16 protein-coding genes are annotated in these 15,926 nt (G+C 70.3%); 2 read left to right on the top strand and 14 right to left on the bottom strand.

The window, feature by feature from the left end:
* Positions 1 to 18: 18 nt before the first annotated feature.
* From E9232_RS21355 to E9232_RS21380, 6 genes are all read right to left on the bottom strand, one after another.
* Positions 19 to 1,683, bottom strand: coding sequence for a heparinase II/III family protein (locus E9232_RS21355; RefSeq protein WP_309797255.1), 1,665 nt, complete (start codon positions 1,681 to 1,683; stop codon positions 19 to 21).
* Positions 1,684 to 1,686: 3 nt separating this feature from the next.
* On the bottom strand, positions 1,687 to 2,352 hold the full coding sequence (gene rpe / locus E9232_RS21360; RefSeq protein ID WP_309797257.1) for a ribulose-phosphate 3-epimerase: 666 nt from the start codon (positions 2,350 to 2,352) through the stop codon (positions 1,687 to 1,689).
* A 107-nt stretch (positions 2,353 to 2,459) separates the two neighbouring features.
* Positions 2,460 to 3,407 carry a sugar-binding protein gene (locus E9232_RS21365; protein WP_309797259.1) on the bottom strand — a complete coding sequence of 316 codons (948 nt, stop codon included), beginning with the start codon at positions 3,405 to 3,407 and terminating at the stop codon, positions 2,460 to 2,462.
* Between the two features lie 52 nt (positions 3,408 to 3,459).
* On the bottom strand, positions 3,460 to 4,497 hold the full coding sequence (locus E9232_RS21370; RefSeq protein WP_309797261.1) for an ABC transporter permease: 1,038 nt from the start codon (positions 4,495 to 4,497) through the stop codon (positions 3,460 to 3,462).
* On the bottom strand, positions 4,497 to 5,237 hold the full coding sequence (locus tag E9232_RS21375) for an ATP-binding cassette domain-containing protein (RefSeq protein WP_309797264.1): 741 nt from the start codon (positions 5,235 to 5,237) through the stop codon (positions 4,497 to 4,499). Before E9232_RS21375 ends, E9232_RS21370 begins: the two co-directional genes overlap by 1 nt.
* Positions 5,238 to 5,448: 211 nt before the next feature.
* On the bottom strand, positions 5,449 to 6,744 hold the full coding sequence (locus E9232_RS21380) for an RsmB/NOP family class I SAM-dependent RNA methyltransferase (RefSeq protein ID WP_309797265.1): 1,296 nt from the start codon (positions 6,742 to 6,744) through the stop codon (positions 5,449 to 5,451).
* 142 nt (positions 6,745 to 6,886) lie between these two features.
* Here E9232_RS21380 and E9232_RS21385 point away from each other — a divergent pair, with 142 nt between their 5' ends.
* On the top strand, positions 6,887 to 7,351 hold the full coding sequence (locus E9232_RS21385) for a MaoC family dehydratase (RefSeq protein ID WP_309797267.1): 465 nt from the start codon (positions 6,887 to 6,889) through the stop codon (positions 7,349 to 7,351).
* Here E9232_RS21385 and E9232_RS21390 read toward each other — a convergent pair whose 3' ends face one another.
* Positions 7,352 to 8,071, bottom strand: a complete 720-nt coding sequence (locus E9232_RS21390) for an HAD family hydrolase (protein ID WP_309797269.1) — start codon at positions 8,069 to 8,071, stop codon at positions 7,352 to 7,354.
* Positions 8,072 to 8,112: 41 nt separating this feature from the next.
* Positions 8,113 to 8,751: a LysE family translocator gene (locus E9232_RS21395; protein WP_309797271.1), complete on the bottom strand. Its 639-nt coding sequence runs from the start codon at positions 8,749 to 8,751 to the stop codon at positions 8,113 to 8,115.
* Between the two features lie 145 nt (positions 8,752 to 8,896).
* Here E9232_RS21395 and E9232_RS21400 point away from each other — a divergent pair, with 145 nt between their 5' ends.
* Positions 8,897 to 9,688, top strand: coding sequence for a GNAT family N-acetyltransferase (locus E9232_RS21400; RefSeq protein ID WP_309797273.1), 792 nt, complete (start codon positions 8,897 to 8,899; stop codon positions 9,686 to 9,688).
* A 19-nt stretch (positions 9,689 to 9,707) separates the two neighbouring features.
* Here E9232_RS21400 and E9232_RS21405 read toward each other — a convergent pair whose 3' ends face one another.
* From E9232_RS21405 to E9232_RS21430, 6 genes are all read right to left on the bottom strand, one after another.
* Complete coding sequence (locus E9232_RS21405; RefSeq protein WP_309797275.1) at positions 9,708 to 10,466, bottom strand: SDR family oxidoreductase; 759 nt, start codon at positions 10,464 to 10,466, stop codon at positions 9,708 to 9,710.
* A gap of 75 nt (positions 10,467 to 10,541) precedes the next feature.
* Positions 10,542 to 11,489, bottom strand: a complete 948-nt coding sequence (locus E9232_RS21410) for a polysaccharide deacetylase family protein (protein WP_309797277.1) — start codon at positions 11,487 to 11,489, stop codon at positions 10,542 to 10,544.
* 43 nt (positions 11,490 to 11,532) lie between these two features.
* Complete coding sequence (locus E9232_RS21415) at positions 11,533 to 12,168, bottom strand: CoA transferase subunit B (RefSeq protein ID WP_309797279.1); 636 nt, start codon at positions 12,166 to 12,168, stop codon at positions 11,533 to 11,535.
* 16 nt (positions 12,169 to 12,184) lie between these two features.
* Positions 12,185 to 12,889, bottom strand: a complete 705-nt coding sequence (locus E9232_RS21420) for a CoA transferase subunit A (protein ID WP_309797281.1) — start codon at positions 12,887 to 12,889, stop codon at positions 12,185 to 12,187.
* Positions 12,890 to 13,026: 137 nt separating this feature from the next.
* Entirely contained in the window at positions 13,027 to 14,913 is a 1,887-nt protein-coding gene (locus E9232_RS21425; protein WP_309797283.1) for a potassium transporter Kup, read from the bottom strand.
* Between the two features lie 136 nt (positions 14,914 to 15,049).
* A complete protein-coding gene (locus E9232_RS21430; RefSeq protein WP_309797285.1) occupies positions 15,050 to 15,805 on the bottom strand; it encodes an SDR family oxidoreductase in 756 nt (251 codons plus the stop codon).
* Positions 15,806 to 15,926: the final 121 nt, after the last annotated feature.

Below are 15,926 nucleotides of genomic sequence, written 5' to 3' on the forward strand. Positions count from 1 at the left end.
CCGCGCGTGGCTTGGGGGCTAAGCTAAACGCCGCTCGCGGCGCAGGATCCACTGCACGCCGGTGCTCTCGGGCCCGACCTCGCCCCAGATCACCACCTGGGTGGTCTTGCGGCGGTCGGCGCCGCGGCCGGCATAGACGCCTTCCTCCAGCGCCACCTCGCCGCCATAGCCGCGCAGCCGCCAGCCGTCGCCGCCGGGCAGCCGGATGATCACCGAGCTGCCGCCCTGCACCGGCGACAGCTGCAGCGCCGGGTGCAGGTGGAAGCGGATGGCGAAGGGCAGGCCGCGCGAAGTCTCGTTCTCGGCGAACAGGATGTCCTCGCCGCGCAGCTCGTCGCCATTGGCCGACAGCTCCAGCCGGCGGCGGTGGATCAGCCCCATCGCCTCGCGATAGCCGTCATGCCAGGCGTCGATCAGGATCGACTGCGGCGTCTCCTGGCGGTCGATCTCGATGTCGCGCGGTCGCTTGCCGATGCCGCCGTCGCGCAGGATCTCGGCCGAATCGCGGCCGGCGACCGACAGGGTGGAATGCGCCGGCGTGCCGCGCAGCGCGGTGTGCCAGGCGCTGTCCTCGGGCGTGCCGCGGCCGGTCCAGGCGCCGCAATTGACGATCATGCGCTCGCGCCCGACCGACAGCTCGAAGCTCAGCAGCCCGGCATGGCTGCCGCCGTCCAGCCCGGCGGGCGGCGGGGCGCCGACATCCATCAGCAACAGGGTGCGGCCGGCCATGGCGCGTTCGAAGCCGCTGTGCCGCGCGCTCTTCGGCGCCCGGTTCTTGGAATCGGCCTGGGCCAGGACGGCGTCGATCAGCACCGGCTCGCCCTCCTGCGCGTCGTTGAACAGGGCGAAGCCGCCGTCGCCGTGGCGGAACAGGCGCAGCGCCGGCGCCATCCGGTCGATCGCCAGGTGCAGCGCGTCCGGCACATGGCTCTGGGCGGCGCGGAAGGCGGCGCGGATGTCGATCAGGTGCCGCAGCATGGTCAGGTGGATCGACGGGTTGCGCTGGACGTGCCCGCCATCCGGCAGCACCTGGCGCGGCAGGCATTTGCCCAGGATGCGCTGGGCCAGGTCCAGCCGCGCGCGGCCCTGCGGCAGGGCGACGGCGCCGTAGACCAGCCCCTTCACCGTCTGGATCTGGCGCGGGTCCAGCGGGTCGCCGTCGGCGACGCGGGTCAAATGGCGCAGCTGTCGCGACAGGCTGGCGAAGACGCGGGCGCGGAAATCGTCGTCGGCGCTGGCGCAGAAGAAATCATGGGCGCCCAGCCAGCTGGCGATGCGCAGCCCCAGGATGTCCGGACGCCACATCAGCGGGTGCCAGCGGTCGTAGCGCTCGATCCAATGGTCGATCAGCCGCCGCGCCTGGCGCCGGGCCTGGTCGCCGCCGGCGGCGCGCAGGTCGCGCAGCCATTCGAAGCCGTGCAGCGCCTCGGTGAAGCTGGGGTCGGCGCCGAACGGCTCCCATGGCGCCGCGGCCGCCGCCTCATAGGTCTGGCCGCCCAGCCGGTAGACCCCGGCGATCAGCGCCGCGCCGCGCTCGGCGTCGCCCGGCCAGGGGTCGGGCGGCACCATCAGCAGGTCGCGCGGTCCCTTGCGCCCGAGCGCCACGGAGTAGAGCGGATTTGAATAGGCGATCCGCGTCAGCTGGTCGTGGACGTTGCGGGTGAGGGTGCGCGGGCTCCGCATGTATCAGCCGTTGCCGCGGATGGCGGCGATGTTGGCGGCGTAGGCCGCGGGCCCGCCGCGGAATGCCGCGGTGCCGGCGACCAGGGTGTCGGCACCGGCGGCGACCACACGCGGCGCGGTCTCCGGCGTCACCCCGCCATCGATCTCGATCCGCACGTCCAGGCCGGCCTTGTCGATCATCTCGCGCAGCCGGGCGACCTTGTCGACCTGGCTTTCGATGAAGCTCTGCCCGCCGAAGCCGGGATTGACCGTCATCACCAGCACCAGGTCGATGTCGCCCAGCAGCTCCTCGACCATGGCGATCGGCGTGCCGGGGCTCAGCACCACGCCCGGCGCCTTGCCGAGCGAGCGGATCAGCTGGACGGTGCGGTGCGGGTGGGGGCCGGCCTCGGGGTGGAAGCTGATGCGGTCCGCCCCGGCCTCGGCGAAGGCCGGGATGTAGGGGTCGGCCGGGCCGATCATCAGATGCACGTCGAAGGGCAGGGCGGACCAGGGCCGCAGCGCCTTCACCACGGACGGGCCGAAGGTGATGTTGGGCACGAAATGCCCATCCATGATGTCGAGGTGGAGCCAGTCGGCCCCGGCCTCGGTCATGGCGCGGGCTTCCTCGCCCAGGCGGGCGAAATCGGCGGAGAGGATCGAGGGGGCGATCAGGACGGGTTTGACCATGATCGTCCCTGAATAACAAGGGACCGGGCCCGTCACAACCATGACGAGGCCGGGGGCAGGAAACCGGGGCCGGCGCGCAGCTGCGCCCGGCCCCGTCCGACCGCGGCCTACTTGGCCTTGGCGAGGAATTCCTTGACGTTGTCGGGGGTCACGACGTCGAGGCCGACATAGGTGATCTCCTGCACCTTCTCGCCCTTCTTCAGCTTGAACAGCGTCTCCATCGCCAGCGCGCCCATCTCATGCGGCTGCTGGCCGATCAGGGCGTTGGCGTAGCCGTCGCGCAGCAGCTCCAGCTCGGTCTTCAGCGTGTCGGCCGAGACCAGCACGACCTCCTTCGACGCCAGCTTGGCCTTGATCGGCTCGGCGAAGTTGCGGAAGGCGTCCGGCACGAACAGCGGCCAGCCGCCGACCGGCAGCAGGGCGTCGATGTCGGGATGCGCGGTCAGCGTGTCCTGCAGCTGCTGCACGGCCAGCGCCGCGTCGTCGTTGCAGTACAGCGGCGACCCGGCGACCTGGGTCCAGCCGGCGCCCAGCCCGTCGATGGTGCCGCGGACGCGGTCGTTCAGATTGGCCGCGGCCGGGCCGCCCGAGACCAGGGCGAAGGTGCCGCCCTTCGGGTGCAGCTTGGCCGCCATCTCGCCGATCGCCTTGCCCATGGCGTAGTTGTCGGTGCCGACGAAGGCCTGGCGCTTCGACCCCGGCGCGTCGGCGTCGAAGGTGATGGTCGGGATGCCGGCCGCGACCGCCTGGTTGATCACGTTGGTCAGCGCGTCGACATCGGCGACCGAGATCGCCAGCCCGTCGATGCCCTGGGTGATCAGGTCCTGCACGATCTGCGCCTCGCTGGCCGGCTCATGCTCGACCGGGCCGATATAGACGCATTCGATGTCGAGCTTCTTGGCGGCTTCCATGCAGCCGTCGCGCGACAGGTCGAAATAGGGGTTGTTCATGGCCTTCGGCACCAGGGCGAAGCGCAGCTTGTCCGCCGCGTTCGCGCCGCCGGTCATCGCCGCCAGTGCGCCCAATGCCACCGCCGCCAAAAGAAGCTTCTTCATAATGTCGTCCTCCCAGGTTGAATGCTTGTTGTCGGAACGGACGGGCGGGGCGTCAGCCCGCCCGCTTGGATCGGATGCGGTCGAGCAGGACCGCCAGGATGATGAACACGCCGACGAAGAAATCCTGCCAGTAGGGCTGCACCCCGCTCAGAATCAGGCCGTTGCGGATCACCTCGATCAGCGCCGCGCCGGTGACGGCGCCCAGCGGGCCGCCGATGCCGCCGGTCAGGTTGGCGCCGCCGATCACCGAGGCGGCGATCACCCGCAGCTCATAGCCGACGGCGGTGTTGGCGGGGGCGGAGCCGAGCCAGGACAGCAGAAGCACCCCGGTGAAGCCGGCCAGCGCGCCGCAGAACACGTAGACCGAGATCTTGATGCGCTCGACCGGCACGCCGGTCAGCGCCGCCGCCCGCTCGTTGCCGCCGATGGCGAAGACGTGCCGGCCCCATTGCATGTGGCGCAGCAGGAACCAGATCATCAGCGCCAGCGCCACCATGTAGATCAGCGACGGCGGCACCGCGCCGAGGATCGGTTCGTTGCCCAGCGTCCGGAACAGGTCCTTGGCCGGACCTGCGGTGGGCGACCCGCGACCCTGGGTGACGACATAGACCAGGCTGCGGCAGACGCTGAGCATGCCGAGCGTGGTGACGAAGGGCGACAGGCCCAGCCGGGCGATCAGGATGCCGTTGATCAGCCCGACGAACCCGCCGGCGGCCACCCCTGCCAGCACGGCGAAGGCCAGGGCCAGGCCGGGCCAGTCGATGAAGACCCCCCAATCGGCGCTGCCGTCCATCGCCAGGCTGGTGGCGACGGCGCCGACCGCCATCACCGACCCGACCGACAGGTCGATGCCGGCCAGGATGATCACCAGCGTCTGGCCCAGCGCGGCAATGGCGATGTAGGAGAAGTTCTGGGCGACGTTCTGCAGGTTGCGCTCGGTCAGGAACTTGTCCGACCCGATGGTCATCACGATCATCAGGATCACCAGCGCCGCCAGGACATAGGTGATCTGGGACGACAGGATGCGGTGCAGCGGGCCCGGCTGGCGGACGTTCTCGAAGCCCATCGGGCTGGTCGTGGTCGTCGCCATCACGCCGCCTCCAACGCGCCGGTGATCAGCCCGGTCACCTCTTCCGGCGAACTGGACGCGATCCGCTTGTCGGCGACCTTGCGGCCGCGGCGCATCACGATCACCCGGTCGCAGACGTCGAACACGTCGGGCATGCGGTGGCTGATCAGCATCACCGCGATGCCGCTGTCGCGCAGCCGGCGGATCAGCTCCAGCACCTCATGCACCTGGCGCACGCTGATCGCCGCCGTCGGCTCGTCCATCAGGATCAGCTTGGCGTTGGCCAGCCGGGTGCGGGCGATCGCCACCGCCTGGCGCTGGCCGCCCGACATCAGCCGGACCAGGTCGTTCGACCGGGTCTCCGACTTCAGCTCGGCGAACAGCGCCTGGGCCCGCCGGTTCATGGTGCCGTGGTCGAGCCGCCGGAAGGGCCAGGGGCCCTTCTTCAGCTCGCGGCCGAGGAAGACGTTGGCGGCGGCGGTCAGGTTGTCGGCGATGGCGAGGTCCTGGTAGACCACCTCGATCCCGGCATGGCGCGCGTCGACCGGCTTGTGGAAATGCACCGGCTTGCCGTCCAGCAGCATCTCGCCGGCGGTCGGCGGGAAGTTGCCGGCCATGACCTTGACCAGGGTGGATTTGCCGGCGCCGTTGTCGCCCATCAGCCCGACCACCTCGCCGGGCTCGATCGTCCAGCTGACGCCGTTCAGGGCGTGGATCGCCCCGAAATGCTTGGTGATGTCTCGTAGCTCCAGAAGCGCCATCCGCTTCGGTCCTCCCTGGTCCCGGGTTGCCCCGCAGGGTCCCGGCTCGTTCGGGCGGAACTGTGAAAGAGCGCGCGCTCGAGTGCAATCCCTTTTGTATGATTAATGCATCGAAAGGTCAGTGCGGCGGCCGACGGCTTGCAGCCGCGGCGTGCCGACGGCCTTCAGCCGCGACGTGCCGACGGCATCAGCCGCGCCGTGCCGACGGCTTTCAGCCGCGGCGTTGCAGCCGGGCGATGTGGAAGCCGTCGAGGCCGCCGAGGTCGGGCCAGTGACATGGCAGGCTGCGGACGTCGCCGGCCGGGGTCAGCACCTCGTCCGACCCGCCGACCTCGGTCGGCGTCACCGGCAGCCGGACCATGCGGTCGTCGGTCGCCAGCAGCCGGTCGATCTGGGTCTCGCCCTCCTCGGGCAGCAGCGAGCAGGTGCACCACACCAGGATGCCGCCGGGCCGCACCAGCTCGACCGCATGGCGCAGCAGGCGGGACTGGGCCCCGATCAGCTTGGCGACGTCGTCCGGGCCTTTGAGATAGGGCACGTCGGGGTGCCGCCGGATGGTGCCGGTGGCGCTGCAGGGCGCGTCCAGCAGCACCGCGTCATAGGGCTCGGCCGCGGTGAAGGTCTCGGCATCCGCGGTCTTCATGGTGGCGGGCAGGCCGAGGCGTTCGAGGTTCTCGGCGACGCGGGCCAGCCGCCGGGTCGAGCGGTCCAGCGCGGTGACGTCCGCACCTGCGGCGACCAGCTGGGCGGTCTTGCCGCCGGGCGCGGCGCACAGGTCGAGCACCCGCTTGCCGGCAACCGGGCCGAACAGCCTGGCGGGCAGGGCGGCGGCGGCGTCCTGCACCCACCAGGCGCCCTCGGCAAATCCGGGCAGCTCCGGCACCAGGCCGCCGGCCTCGCGCCGCAGCGTGCCGCTCGGCAGCAGCCGGGCCTCCAATTGCGGGGCCCAGACCTCGGGGTCGGCCTTGACCGACAGGTCCAGCGGCGCCTCGTGCAGATGCGCCGCGGCGATGGCGGCGGCGGTCTCGGCGCCATAGGCCTCGGTCAGGCGCGACCACAGCCAGGCCGGGGTGTTCAGCCTGGCCGCGTCCTGCGCGGTCAGCAGCGCCGGGCCGTCCTCGGACAGCCGGCGCAGCACGGCGTTGACCAGCCCCTTCATGCCGGCGAAGCCGGTGATCCCCGCCAGCTCGACCGAGGTGTCGACCGCGGCATGCGACGGGGTGGCCAGGAACAGGCGCTGCGCCAATCCCAGCCGCAGCACGTCGCGCACCGTCGCGGCGGCGCGCGGCAGCGGCGACTTCAGGGCGCCGTCGATCAGCGCGTCCAGCTGGCCCAGCCGTCGCAGCGTCGTGCTCAGCAGCAGGCGGGTGAAGGCGCGGTCGCGCGGCTCCATCCCGCGCAGGTCGAGATGGCCGTCGAGGGCCTCGTCGATCGGGCGCCTCTGCGACAGCACGGCACGGAGAAGTTCGAGGGTCGCCTTGCGGGCGGCCAGTCCGGGATCGGTCATGCCGCCGGGTGTAGACGATCGGGCCGGGCCGGGCCAGTGCCGTCGACACCTGCGACATCCATATCGAGCCGGGCGCCATGGCAGGAGGCTTCCGCGATCGCCGCCGCCGGGCCATGCTAGGCAACTTGCGAGGAGACACGCCATGCCGTCCGAAGACGCCGCCCGCCTGTATCTCGAAGACCTGCATGTCGGTCAGCGCTTCGGGTCCGGCACCGTCGCGGTCACCACCGAGGCGATCAAGGCCTTCGCCGCCGAATTCGACCCGCAGCCCTTCCATCTCGACGAGGCGGCGGCCAAGGCATCGCTGTTCGGCGGCCTGGCCGCCAGCGGCTGGCACACCGCGGCCCTGACCATGAAGCTGCTGGTCGGCGGCGAGTTCCTGCCGGTGGGCGGCCTGATCGGGGCGGGATCGGACGAGATGCGGTGGCCGCGGCCGGTGCGCCCGGGCGACGTGCTGCGGGTCGAAAGCGAGATCCTGGAGATCCGACCATCGCAGTCGCGTCCCGACCGCGGTATGGCCAAGGCCCGGATCACCACCCTGAACCAAGCCGGCGAGCCGGTGCAGGTCCTGGTGGTCAACATGGTCATACCGCGCCGGCCCACATGATCAGCCGGCCAGCTTCGCCACCAAGCCCGGCACGTCGCGGATGGTCTCCAGGGTGTGGAAGCCGGGCGGGGCGATATCGGGCCGGCTGACCGCTTCATGCGCCCAGGTGATGCGGTAGGGAATGTGCACGGCGCGGCCGCCGAGGTCGAGCACCGGCAAGATGTCCGACCGCATCGAATTGCCGATCATCAGAAAGTCTTCCGGCGCGGTGCCGCTGCGCTGCAGGATCCGGCGATAGGTCGCCTCGTCCTTCTCGGCCACGATCTCAATCCGCTCGAAGCGCTCGGCGAGGCCGGATCTGGCCACCTTGCTCTCCTGATGGAACAGGTCGCCCTTGGTGACCACCATCAGCCGGATGCGCCCGGCCTCGGCCTCCGGCGCCAGCGCATCCAGGGTCTCGACCACACCGTCCAGCAGCTCGACCGGGTGGTCCATCATCGCCTTGCCGAGGTCGAGGATGGTGCGGATGTCCGCCGCGGGGATGCGCCCCTGCGTCAGGTCGATCGCGGTCTCGATCATCGACAGGGTGAAGCCCTTCACCCCGTAGCCGAAGGTCTTGAGGTTGCGGCCTTCGGTGTCGAGCAGGGTGCGGTCCAGCGCCTCGGCCTCGACCCAGGGGGCGAGCAGGGCGCGCAGGCGGCCATGCGTCTCCTCGAAGATCGATTCGCTGTGCCACAGGGTGTCGTCGGCGTCGAAGGCGATGGTCAGGATCGAAGGCATAGGGGGCAGGTGACTCACGGAAAGGGGAAGAAAGTCGCGGCTCAGCTGCGCCGGACGGCGAAGCCGGAGACGGACTGGACCAGGGCGTGCAGGGCGAAGCCGATGAACACCAGGCCCGAGGCGCGGACGAACCAGATCTCGTGCCGGCGGTAGAAGCCGCGCACGGCCGCAGCACCGGTGACGGCGACCAGGATGGCGTAGGCGCAGACGGCGCCCAGGCAGGCGGCGAAGACCAGCGCCGGGAAGGACGACCAGGACAGGCTGGCGGCGTAGCTGGTCAGCAGCGCGGTGAAGGTCGCGACCGCCACCGGATAGCCCTTCGGGTTGGTGACGCCGAACACCAGGCCGCGCAGCAGTGGCCGGCGCACCACGGTGTCGACCCCGCCATCGGCGCGGCGGCGCACCGTGACCGCGGCCCAGCCGAGCCACAGCAGATAGGCGCCGCAGATCAGCCCGAGCGCGTCGAACACCGCCGGCCCGACCGCCTGGGCGCCGATGATCGCGACCAGCGCCAGCGACGACCACAGCGCGTCGCCGACCAGGTGGCCGCTCAGGAACACGGCGCCGGCCTTCCGTCCCTGGCCGGCGGAGATGCCGAACAGGGCGAGCACGGCCGGCCCCGGCGAGATGCCGTAGGCGAAGCCGGCGAGGCCGCAGGCCAGAAACAGGGTCGCGTTCACGATATCTCCGTCACCACAGGGCCGCGGTCGTGCCGATTCTCAAACATGACAGGGCGCGCGGTCGCGCCCCGGGCCAAAATCAGCCATAAGGGGCGCCTGGGGCAAGCCTGACGGATCGACGCGGGCGGCAGCGAGCGAGGACGAGATGGACCAGGCCGAGATCCTGAGACGCTTCGACGCCGAGATGCGGCGCGCCCCGGTCCCGCCCGACCCGGCCTATCGGGTCGAGCAACTGGCCGAGGTGACGCGCTCCGTCGGCCCGGACACGGGGGCATATGACAACTGCATCCTGTGGAGCGGGCTCGACGCCGCCTCCGCCGACGCGGTGATCGCGCGTGAGGCCGCGTTCTTCGCCGGCCAGGGCCGGGCGCTGGAGTGGAAGCTGTACGGCCACGACGCGCCGGCCGATCTCGGCCGTCGGCTCGAGGCCGCCGGCTTCGTGCCGGAAGGGCTGGAGACGGTGGTGGCCCTGGACCTCGACGGCGCATTGCCGCCGCCGGTCGAGCCGCAGGGCGCCACCATCGAGCGGGTGGTCGACCCGGTCCGCTTCGGCGCCATCGACGACCTGATGGCCGCGGTCTACGGCGCCGACGAGGACTGGCGGTCGGAGGTGCTGGGGGCGGAGATCGCGGCGGCGCCGGACCGGCTGTCGGTCTACCTCGCCATGGCCGATGGTCATTGCGTCTCGGCCGGTTGGGTGCGCTTCCACCCCGGCACCGGCTTTGCCGATCTGTGGGGCGGCGCCACCCGGCCGCATTGGCGCGGCCGCGGCATCTACCGCGCTTTGGTCGCCCGCCGCGCCGCCGAAGCCAAGGCGCGGGGCTTCCGCTTCCTCACCGTCGACGCCTCGTCCGAGAGCCGCCCGATCCTGGAACGGCTCGGCTTCCGGGCGCTGACCACAACCACGCCCTATATCCGGGAGGCCGGGGCGGCTTGAACCGCCCGGCCGCCCCGGTTTAGCCGCGGCCGATGAAGGGCATGTTGGTGGCCATCACGGTCACGAACTGGATGTTGGCGTCCAGCGGCAGGTTGGCCATGGCCAGCACCGTGCTGGCGACATGGGTCGCGTCCATCAGCGGCTCGGGCTTGATCGACCCATCGGCCTGGGGCACGCCCTTGGCCATCCGCGACGCCATCTCGGTGGCTGCGTTGCCGATATCGACCTGGCCGCAGGCGATGCCGTATTTCCGCCCGTCCAGCGAGGTCGACCGGGTCAGCCCGGTGATGGCGTGCTTGGTCGAGGTGTAGGGGGCGGAGTTCGGCCGCGGCACATGGGCCGAGATCGAGCCGTTGTTGATGATGCGGCCGCCGCGCGGGTCCTGGTCCTTCATGATCCGGAAGGCTTCCTGGGTGCACAGGAACGGCCCGGTCAGGTTGGTGTCGACCACCGCCTTCCACTGCTCGAAGGTCAGCTCCTCCAACGGCACGCCGGGGGCATTGACGCCGGCATTGTTGAACAGCACGTCCAGCCGCCCGAACTTCGCCTTGGTGGCGTCGAACAGCGCCCGGACGCTCTTCGGGTCGGTGACGTCGGTCGGCACCGCCAGGGTCCGGTCCGCGGGCGCGCCCGACTGCTGGATGGTCCCGGCCAGCGCGTCCTGCCGCCGGCCGGCCAGCACGACGGTGTAGCCATCCTTCAGGAAGGCCAGCGCCACCGACCGGCCGACGCCCGATCCGGCGCCCGTGATCAGGGCCACCTTGGTTTCCGATGCCATCTGCGTCTTCTCCCGTGTCGATCCTGGGGCGCTTTCGCCCGTCTGCGGCCGAGACCCTAGCGCATTATGTCCGACCTAGTCAGCCGGATTGGTGGCCGTGCCTGCCGGAACATCGCCCGGCACTGTCCCCGCCGGCAGCGCGGCGGCATGGGCGGCGATGGCGCCGGCGGTGGTGATCCAGATGTCGCCGCGCCGGGCGGCGATGTGGGCCAGGGCGCGGCGCAGCTGGCGCAGCCGATAGGGCTGGCCGACGATGTAGGGATGCAGCGCCACCCCCATCACCAGGGCTTGGCCCCGCGCCTGCTGCTCCAGCATCTCGTCGAAATTGCCGATCACCATGTCGGCGAAGGCGTCGGCGTTCATCTTGCGCGCCACGATCGCCGGAATGTCGTTCAGCTCCTGCGGATAGGGCACCGACAGGATGCGCCCCACCCGGGTGCGCATCCACACCGGCTGGTCGTCATGGCACCAGTCCAGCAGATAGGAATAGCCGGCCTCCTGCAGCAGGTCCGGCGTCCGGTGGCTCTGCGAGATCCACGGCCCCAGCCAGCCCTGCGGCGGCGCCCCGGCATGGCGGGCGATGGCGTCGGTGGCGCGGCGGATCAGTGCCGCCTCCTCGGGCTCGGCCAGGGCGCCCTGGCGCTCGGCATTGCTATGGCCATGGCCGACGATCTCGTCGCCGCGGGCCTGGAAGGCGGCCGGCAGCTCCGGGCAATGGTCGTAGACCGCGGCGTTGACGATCAGCGAGCAGGGCAGGGCCAGGCGGTCGAACAGCTCCAGCAGCCGCCAGGCGCCGACCCGGTTGCCGTAGTCGCGCCAGGCGTAGTTCAGCACGTCGGGCTGCGGCCCGGCGGGCGCCAGCTCGGCGCCCAGGCCCTCGCCGAAGGCGAAATGCTCGAGGTTGAGGCCGAGATAGACGGCGAGACGGGTGCCGTTCGGCCAGGCATAGCCGGGCCGGTGGACGATCGCGCTATAGTCGTAGCGGTCGTGGCCGGCCAGCGGCCCCGCACCCGTCTCGTCCATCGCAGGCTCCAGCGGCCGGCGCCCGGGGCGCCGGCGGAAGAGATCAGAGCCGGGTGGCGAAGGGAGCTTCGGTCTTGGCCCGGATCTCGTCGACGGTGACGCCGTCGGCGACCTCGGTCAGGGTCAGGCCCTGCGGCCCGATCTCGAATACGCCGAGCTCGGTGATGACGAGGTCGACCACGGCCTTGCCGGTCAGCGGCAGGTCGCAGGCGTTCAGCAGCTTCGGCGTGCCGTCCTTGGCGTTGTGCTCCATGATCACGACGACGCGCTTGACGCCGGCGACCAGGTCCATCGCCCCGCCCATCCCCTTCACCATCTTGCCGGGGATCATCCAGTTGGCGAGGTCGCCCTCCTTCGACACCTGCATGGCGCCGAGGATCGACAGGTCGATGTGCCCGCCGCGGATCATGGCGAAGCTGTCGGCCGAGCTGAAATAGCTCGACTGCGGCAGCTCGGTGATCGTCTGCTTGCCGGCGTTGATCAGGTCCGCGTCCTCCTCGCCCTCATAGGGGAAGGGGCCCATGCCCAGCATGCCGTTCTCGCTCTGCAGCGCCACGGTGATGCCGTCGGGGATGTAGTTCGCCACCAGCGTCGGGATGCCGATGCCGAGGTTGACGTAGAAGCCGTCCTCCAGCTCGCGGGCGGCGCGGGCGGCCATCTGCTCACGGGTCCAGGCCATGATGCTCTCCCTGGGTTCAGGCGGCGCGCGGCCGGGTGGTCCGCTGCTCGATGCGCTTCTCGTAGTTCTTGCCCTCGAGAATGCGCTTCACATAGATGCCGGGGGTGTGGATCTGGTTCGGGTCCAGCCCGCCGACATCGACCAGCTCCTCGACCTCGGCGACCGTCACCTTGGCTGCGGTGGCCATCATCGGGTTGAAGTTCCGCGCCGTCTTCCGGTAGATCAGGTTGCCCTCGGTGTCGCCCTTCCAGGCCTTGACGATGGCCAGGTCGGCGAACAGCCCGCGCTCCATCACATACTGGGCGCCGTCGAACTCGCGCACCTCCTTGCCCTCGGCAACGATGGTGCCGACGCCGGTCTTGGTGAAGAAGGCGGGGATGCCGGCGCCGCCGGCGCGGATGCGCTCGGCCAGCGTGCCCTGCGGGTTGAACTCCAGCTCCAGCGCGCCGGACAGGTACTGCTGGGCGAACAGCTTGTTTTCGCCGACATAGGACGAGATCATCTTCTTGATCTGGCCGCGCTCGAGCAGCTTGCCCAGGCCGGCGCCGTCGATGCCGCAATTGTTGGAGATCACGGTCAGCCCGGTGACGCCGCTGTCGGCGATCGCGTCGATCAGCTTCTCCGGAATGCCCGACAGGCCGAAGCCGCCGGCCATGATCATCATCCCGTCGCGGAGCACGCCGGCCAGCGCCGCCGTCGCATCCGGATAGACCTTCTTCATCCCGTCACTCCCGTCAGGCGTCGATTGGGCAGGCGTCAACTGGGCGCCGGGGGACTAAAGCGGGGCCGCGGGCGGGTGTCAATCGAGGCCGCGCCGCACCCCGGCCGGTTTGCGGCAGGGCCCTCCCGGACGGGCTCTCAGATCTCGAGATGCGAGCCCAGCTCCACCGCCCGGTTGGCCGGGATGCGGAAGAACTCGGTGGCGCTCAGGGCGTTGTTCGACATCAGGATGAACAGCCATTCCTGCCACGGCGGCAGCTCCGGCCGCGACGACGGCACGAAGTATTCCCGGCTCATGAAGAACGAGGTGTCGGCCATGTTGAAGCCCAGGCCCTTGCCGGCGCAGGCGGCGAGCGCCCGGGGCACGTCGGGCTGCTGCTGGAAGCCGTAGCGCACGATGATGGTGTAGAAGCCGTCGCCCAGGTCCTTGATCTCGATGCGCTGCTCGTCGTCCACCCGCGGCTCGTCGGTGGTCTCGACCTTCAGCAGCACCACCCGCTCGTGGATGATCTTGTTGTGCTTCAGGTTGTGCAGCAGGGCGAAGGGCACCACGCCGACATTGCCGGTCATGAAGATGCCGGTGCCGGGCACCCGGTGCGCCCGCTTGTACATCTTGCCCTCGACGAAGGTCGACAGCGGGATGGCGTCGCGGTAGCGGCGGCGGAACAGGATCTCGCGGCCCTTGCGCCACACCCACATCATCGTCGTCAGCCACACCGCCAGCACCAGCGGGAACCAGCCACCATGGAACAGCTTGATGGTGTTGGCGCCGAACAGCACCACGTCGATGAACAGGAACAGGGCGAACAGCGGCAGCGCGGTCCAGCGGCTCCAGCCCCAGCGGTGACGGGCCACCAGATAGGCCAGCACGCTGGTCACCGCCATGGTGCCGGTCACGGCGATGCCATAGGCCCCGGCCAGGGCGCTGGAGGAGCCGAAGCCGACCACCAGCACCACCACCGCGAGGTACAGCGACCAGTTGACCCGCGAGATGTAGATCTGGCCCTTCTCCTCGGCCGAGGTGTGGCGCACCTCCAGCCGCGGCATGTAGCCCAGCTGCGCCGCCTGCTGGCTGATCGAGAAGGCGCCGGAGATCACGGCCTGGGCCGCGATCACGGTGGCGATGGTCGACAGGATCACCATCGGATACAGGCCCCAGGACGGGGCCATCAGGTAGAAGGGTGATTCGATCGCGCCCGGATTCTCCAGCAGCAGCGCCCCCTGGCCGAAATAGTTCAGCAGCAGGGCCGGCCAGACGAAACCGAGCCAGGCGACGCGGATCGGGCCGCGGCCGAAATGCCCCATGTCGGCGTACAGCGCCTCGCCGCCGGTCACCGCCAGCACCACCGACCCCAGCACCACCACCGCCGCCCAGGGATGGGTGAAGAACAGCTCCACCGCATGGTTCGGCCAGATCGCGGCGATGACGTCGGGCCGGTTCACGATCTGCGCCGCGCCGAGCACGCCGATGGTCAGGAACCAGATGCACATGATCGGACCGAAGGCCCGGCCGACCTTGGCGGTGCCATGCGCCTGGACCATGAACAGCAGGGTCAGGATCACCAGGGTCAACGGGATGATGTAGGGGTCGAACACCGGTGTCGCGATCTTCAGCCCCTCGACCGCGCTGAGCACCGAGATCGCCGGGGTGATCACGCCGTCGCCGTAGAACAGCGCCGCGCCGATGATGCCCAGCATGACGATCAGCTGGCCGCGCTTGGCGCCCTTGCGCGAGCGGAAGGCCAGCGCGGTCAGGGCCAGCACGCCGCCCTCGCCGCGGTTGTCGGCGCGCATCACGAAGGAGATGTACTTGATCGTGATGATCAGCGTCAGCGCCCAGAAGATCAGCGACAGCACGCCCAGCACCGCACCCTCCGTGACGCCTGGGGCGCCCGGATGGGTGAAGCATTCGCGGATGGTGTAGAGCGGGCTGGTGCCGATGTCGCCATAGACGACGCCGATGACGCCGAGCAGCTTGGGGGCGAGCGATTGGCCGTCGCGCGAGTCGGAAGCGAGGGTCGTCATCGCGCCTTCCTAGTCGGATGGCGCGCCGCCGGCAACCCGGCCATTGCTGGCATGTTCATCGCCCCCTTGCTGCGATCCGTGGTGCGGAGGGTGCGGTGATCCCGTCCGGCAAGCAAGCCCGCGCTGTGCCGGATCCTCAGATGCAGCGGCCGCCGTCGACTTCCAGCGCCACGCCGGTGATCATCGAGGCTTCGTCGGAGGACAGGTACAGCGCCGCATTGGCGATGTCCTCGGGCGTGCTCATGCGGCCCAGCGGGATGGTCGCCAGGAACTGGGCCCGACGCTCCGGCGTGTCCTCGCCCAGGAAGGTCGAGGTCATGCCGGTCTGGCCCAGCACCGGGCACAGGCAGTTGACCCGGATCTGCTTCGGCGCCAGCTCGACCGCCATCGACTTGGTGGCGGTGATCACGGCGCCCTTGGAGGAGTTGTACCAGGTCAGGCCCGGCCGCGGCCGCAGCCCGGCCGTGGAGGCGATGTTGAGGATCGACCCGCCCTTGGCCGCCAGATGCGGCGCGGCGTGGCGGACCGACAGGAAGATCGACTTCACGTTGACGGCGAAGATGCGGTCGAACTCGTCCTCGGTGACCTCGGCCATCGGTTTGTTGCGATGGGTGTAGCCGGCGTTGTTGACCACGATGTCCAGGCCGCCGAAGGCCTCGATCGCGGTGGCGATGGCGACGGCGGTGTCGGCGTCGCGGGACACGTCGGTGCGGACGAAGCGGGCGGCGTCCGGCCGTTCCGCGTTCAGCGCCGCGGCCACCGCCTCACCGGCCTCGGCCGACAGGTCGGCGATCAGCACGCTGGCGCCTTCCCGCACGAAGCGCTCGGCGATGCCCTTGCCGAACCCCGACGCCGCGCCGGTGACGATGGCCACCTTGCCTTCGAGCCGCATGCCAGTCCCTTCTCGCTTGTTTCGGATCGTGTGGTGGTCGCGCCGCGGGGGCGATGGCCCGAAATCCTGGCCTGCGACGCCGGTCCCGGGGCTGCCCGGGGGATCGAATGGCCGGACTATA

It is taken from the genome of Inquilinus ginsengisoli, from assembly GCF_031453975.1.
Lineage (GTDB): Bacteria > Pseudomonadota > Alphaproteobacteria > DSM-16000 > Inquilinaceae > Inquilinus > Inquilinus ginsengisoli_A.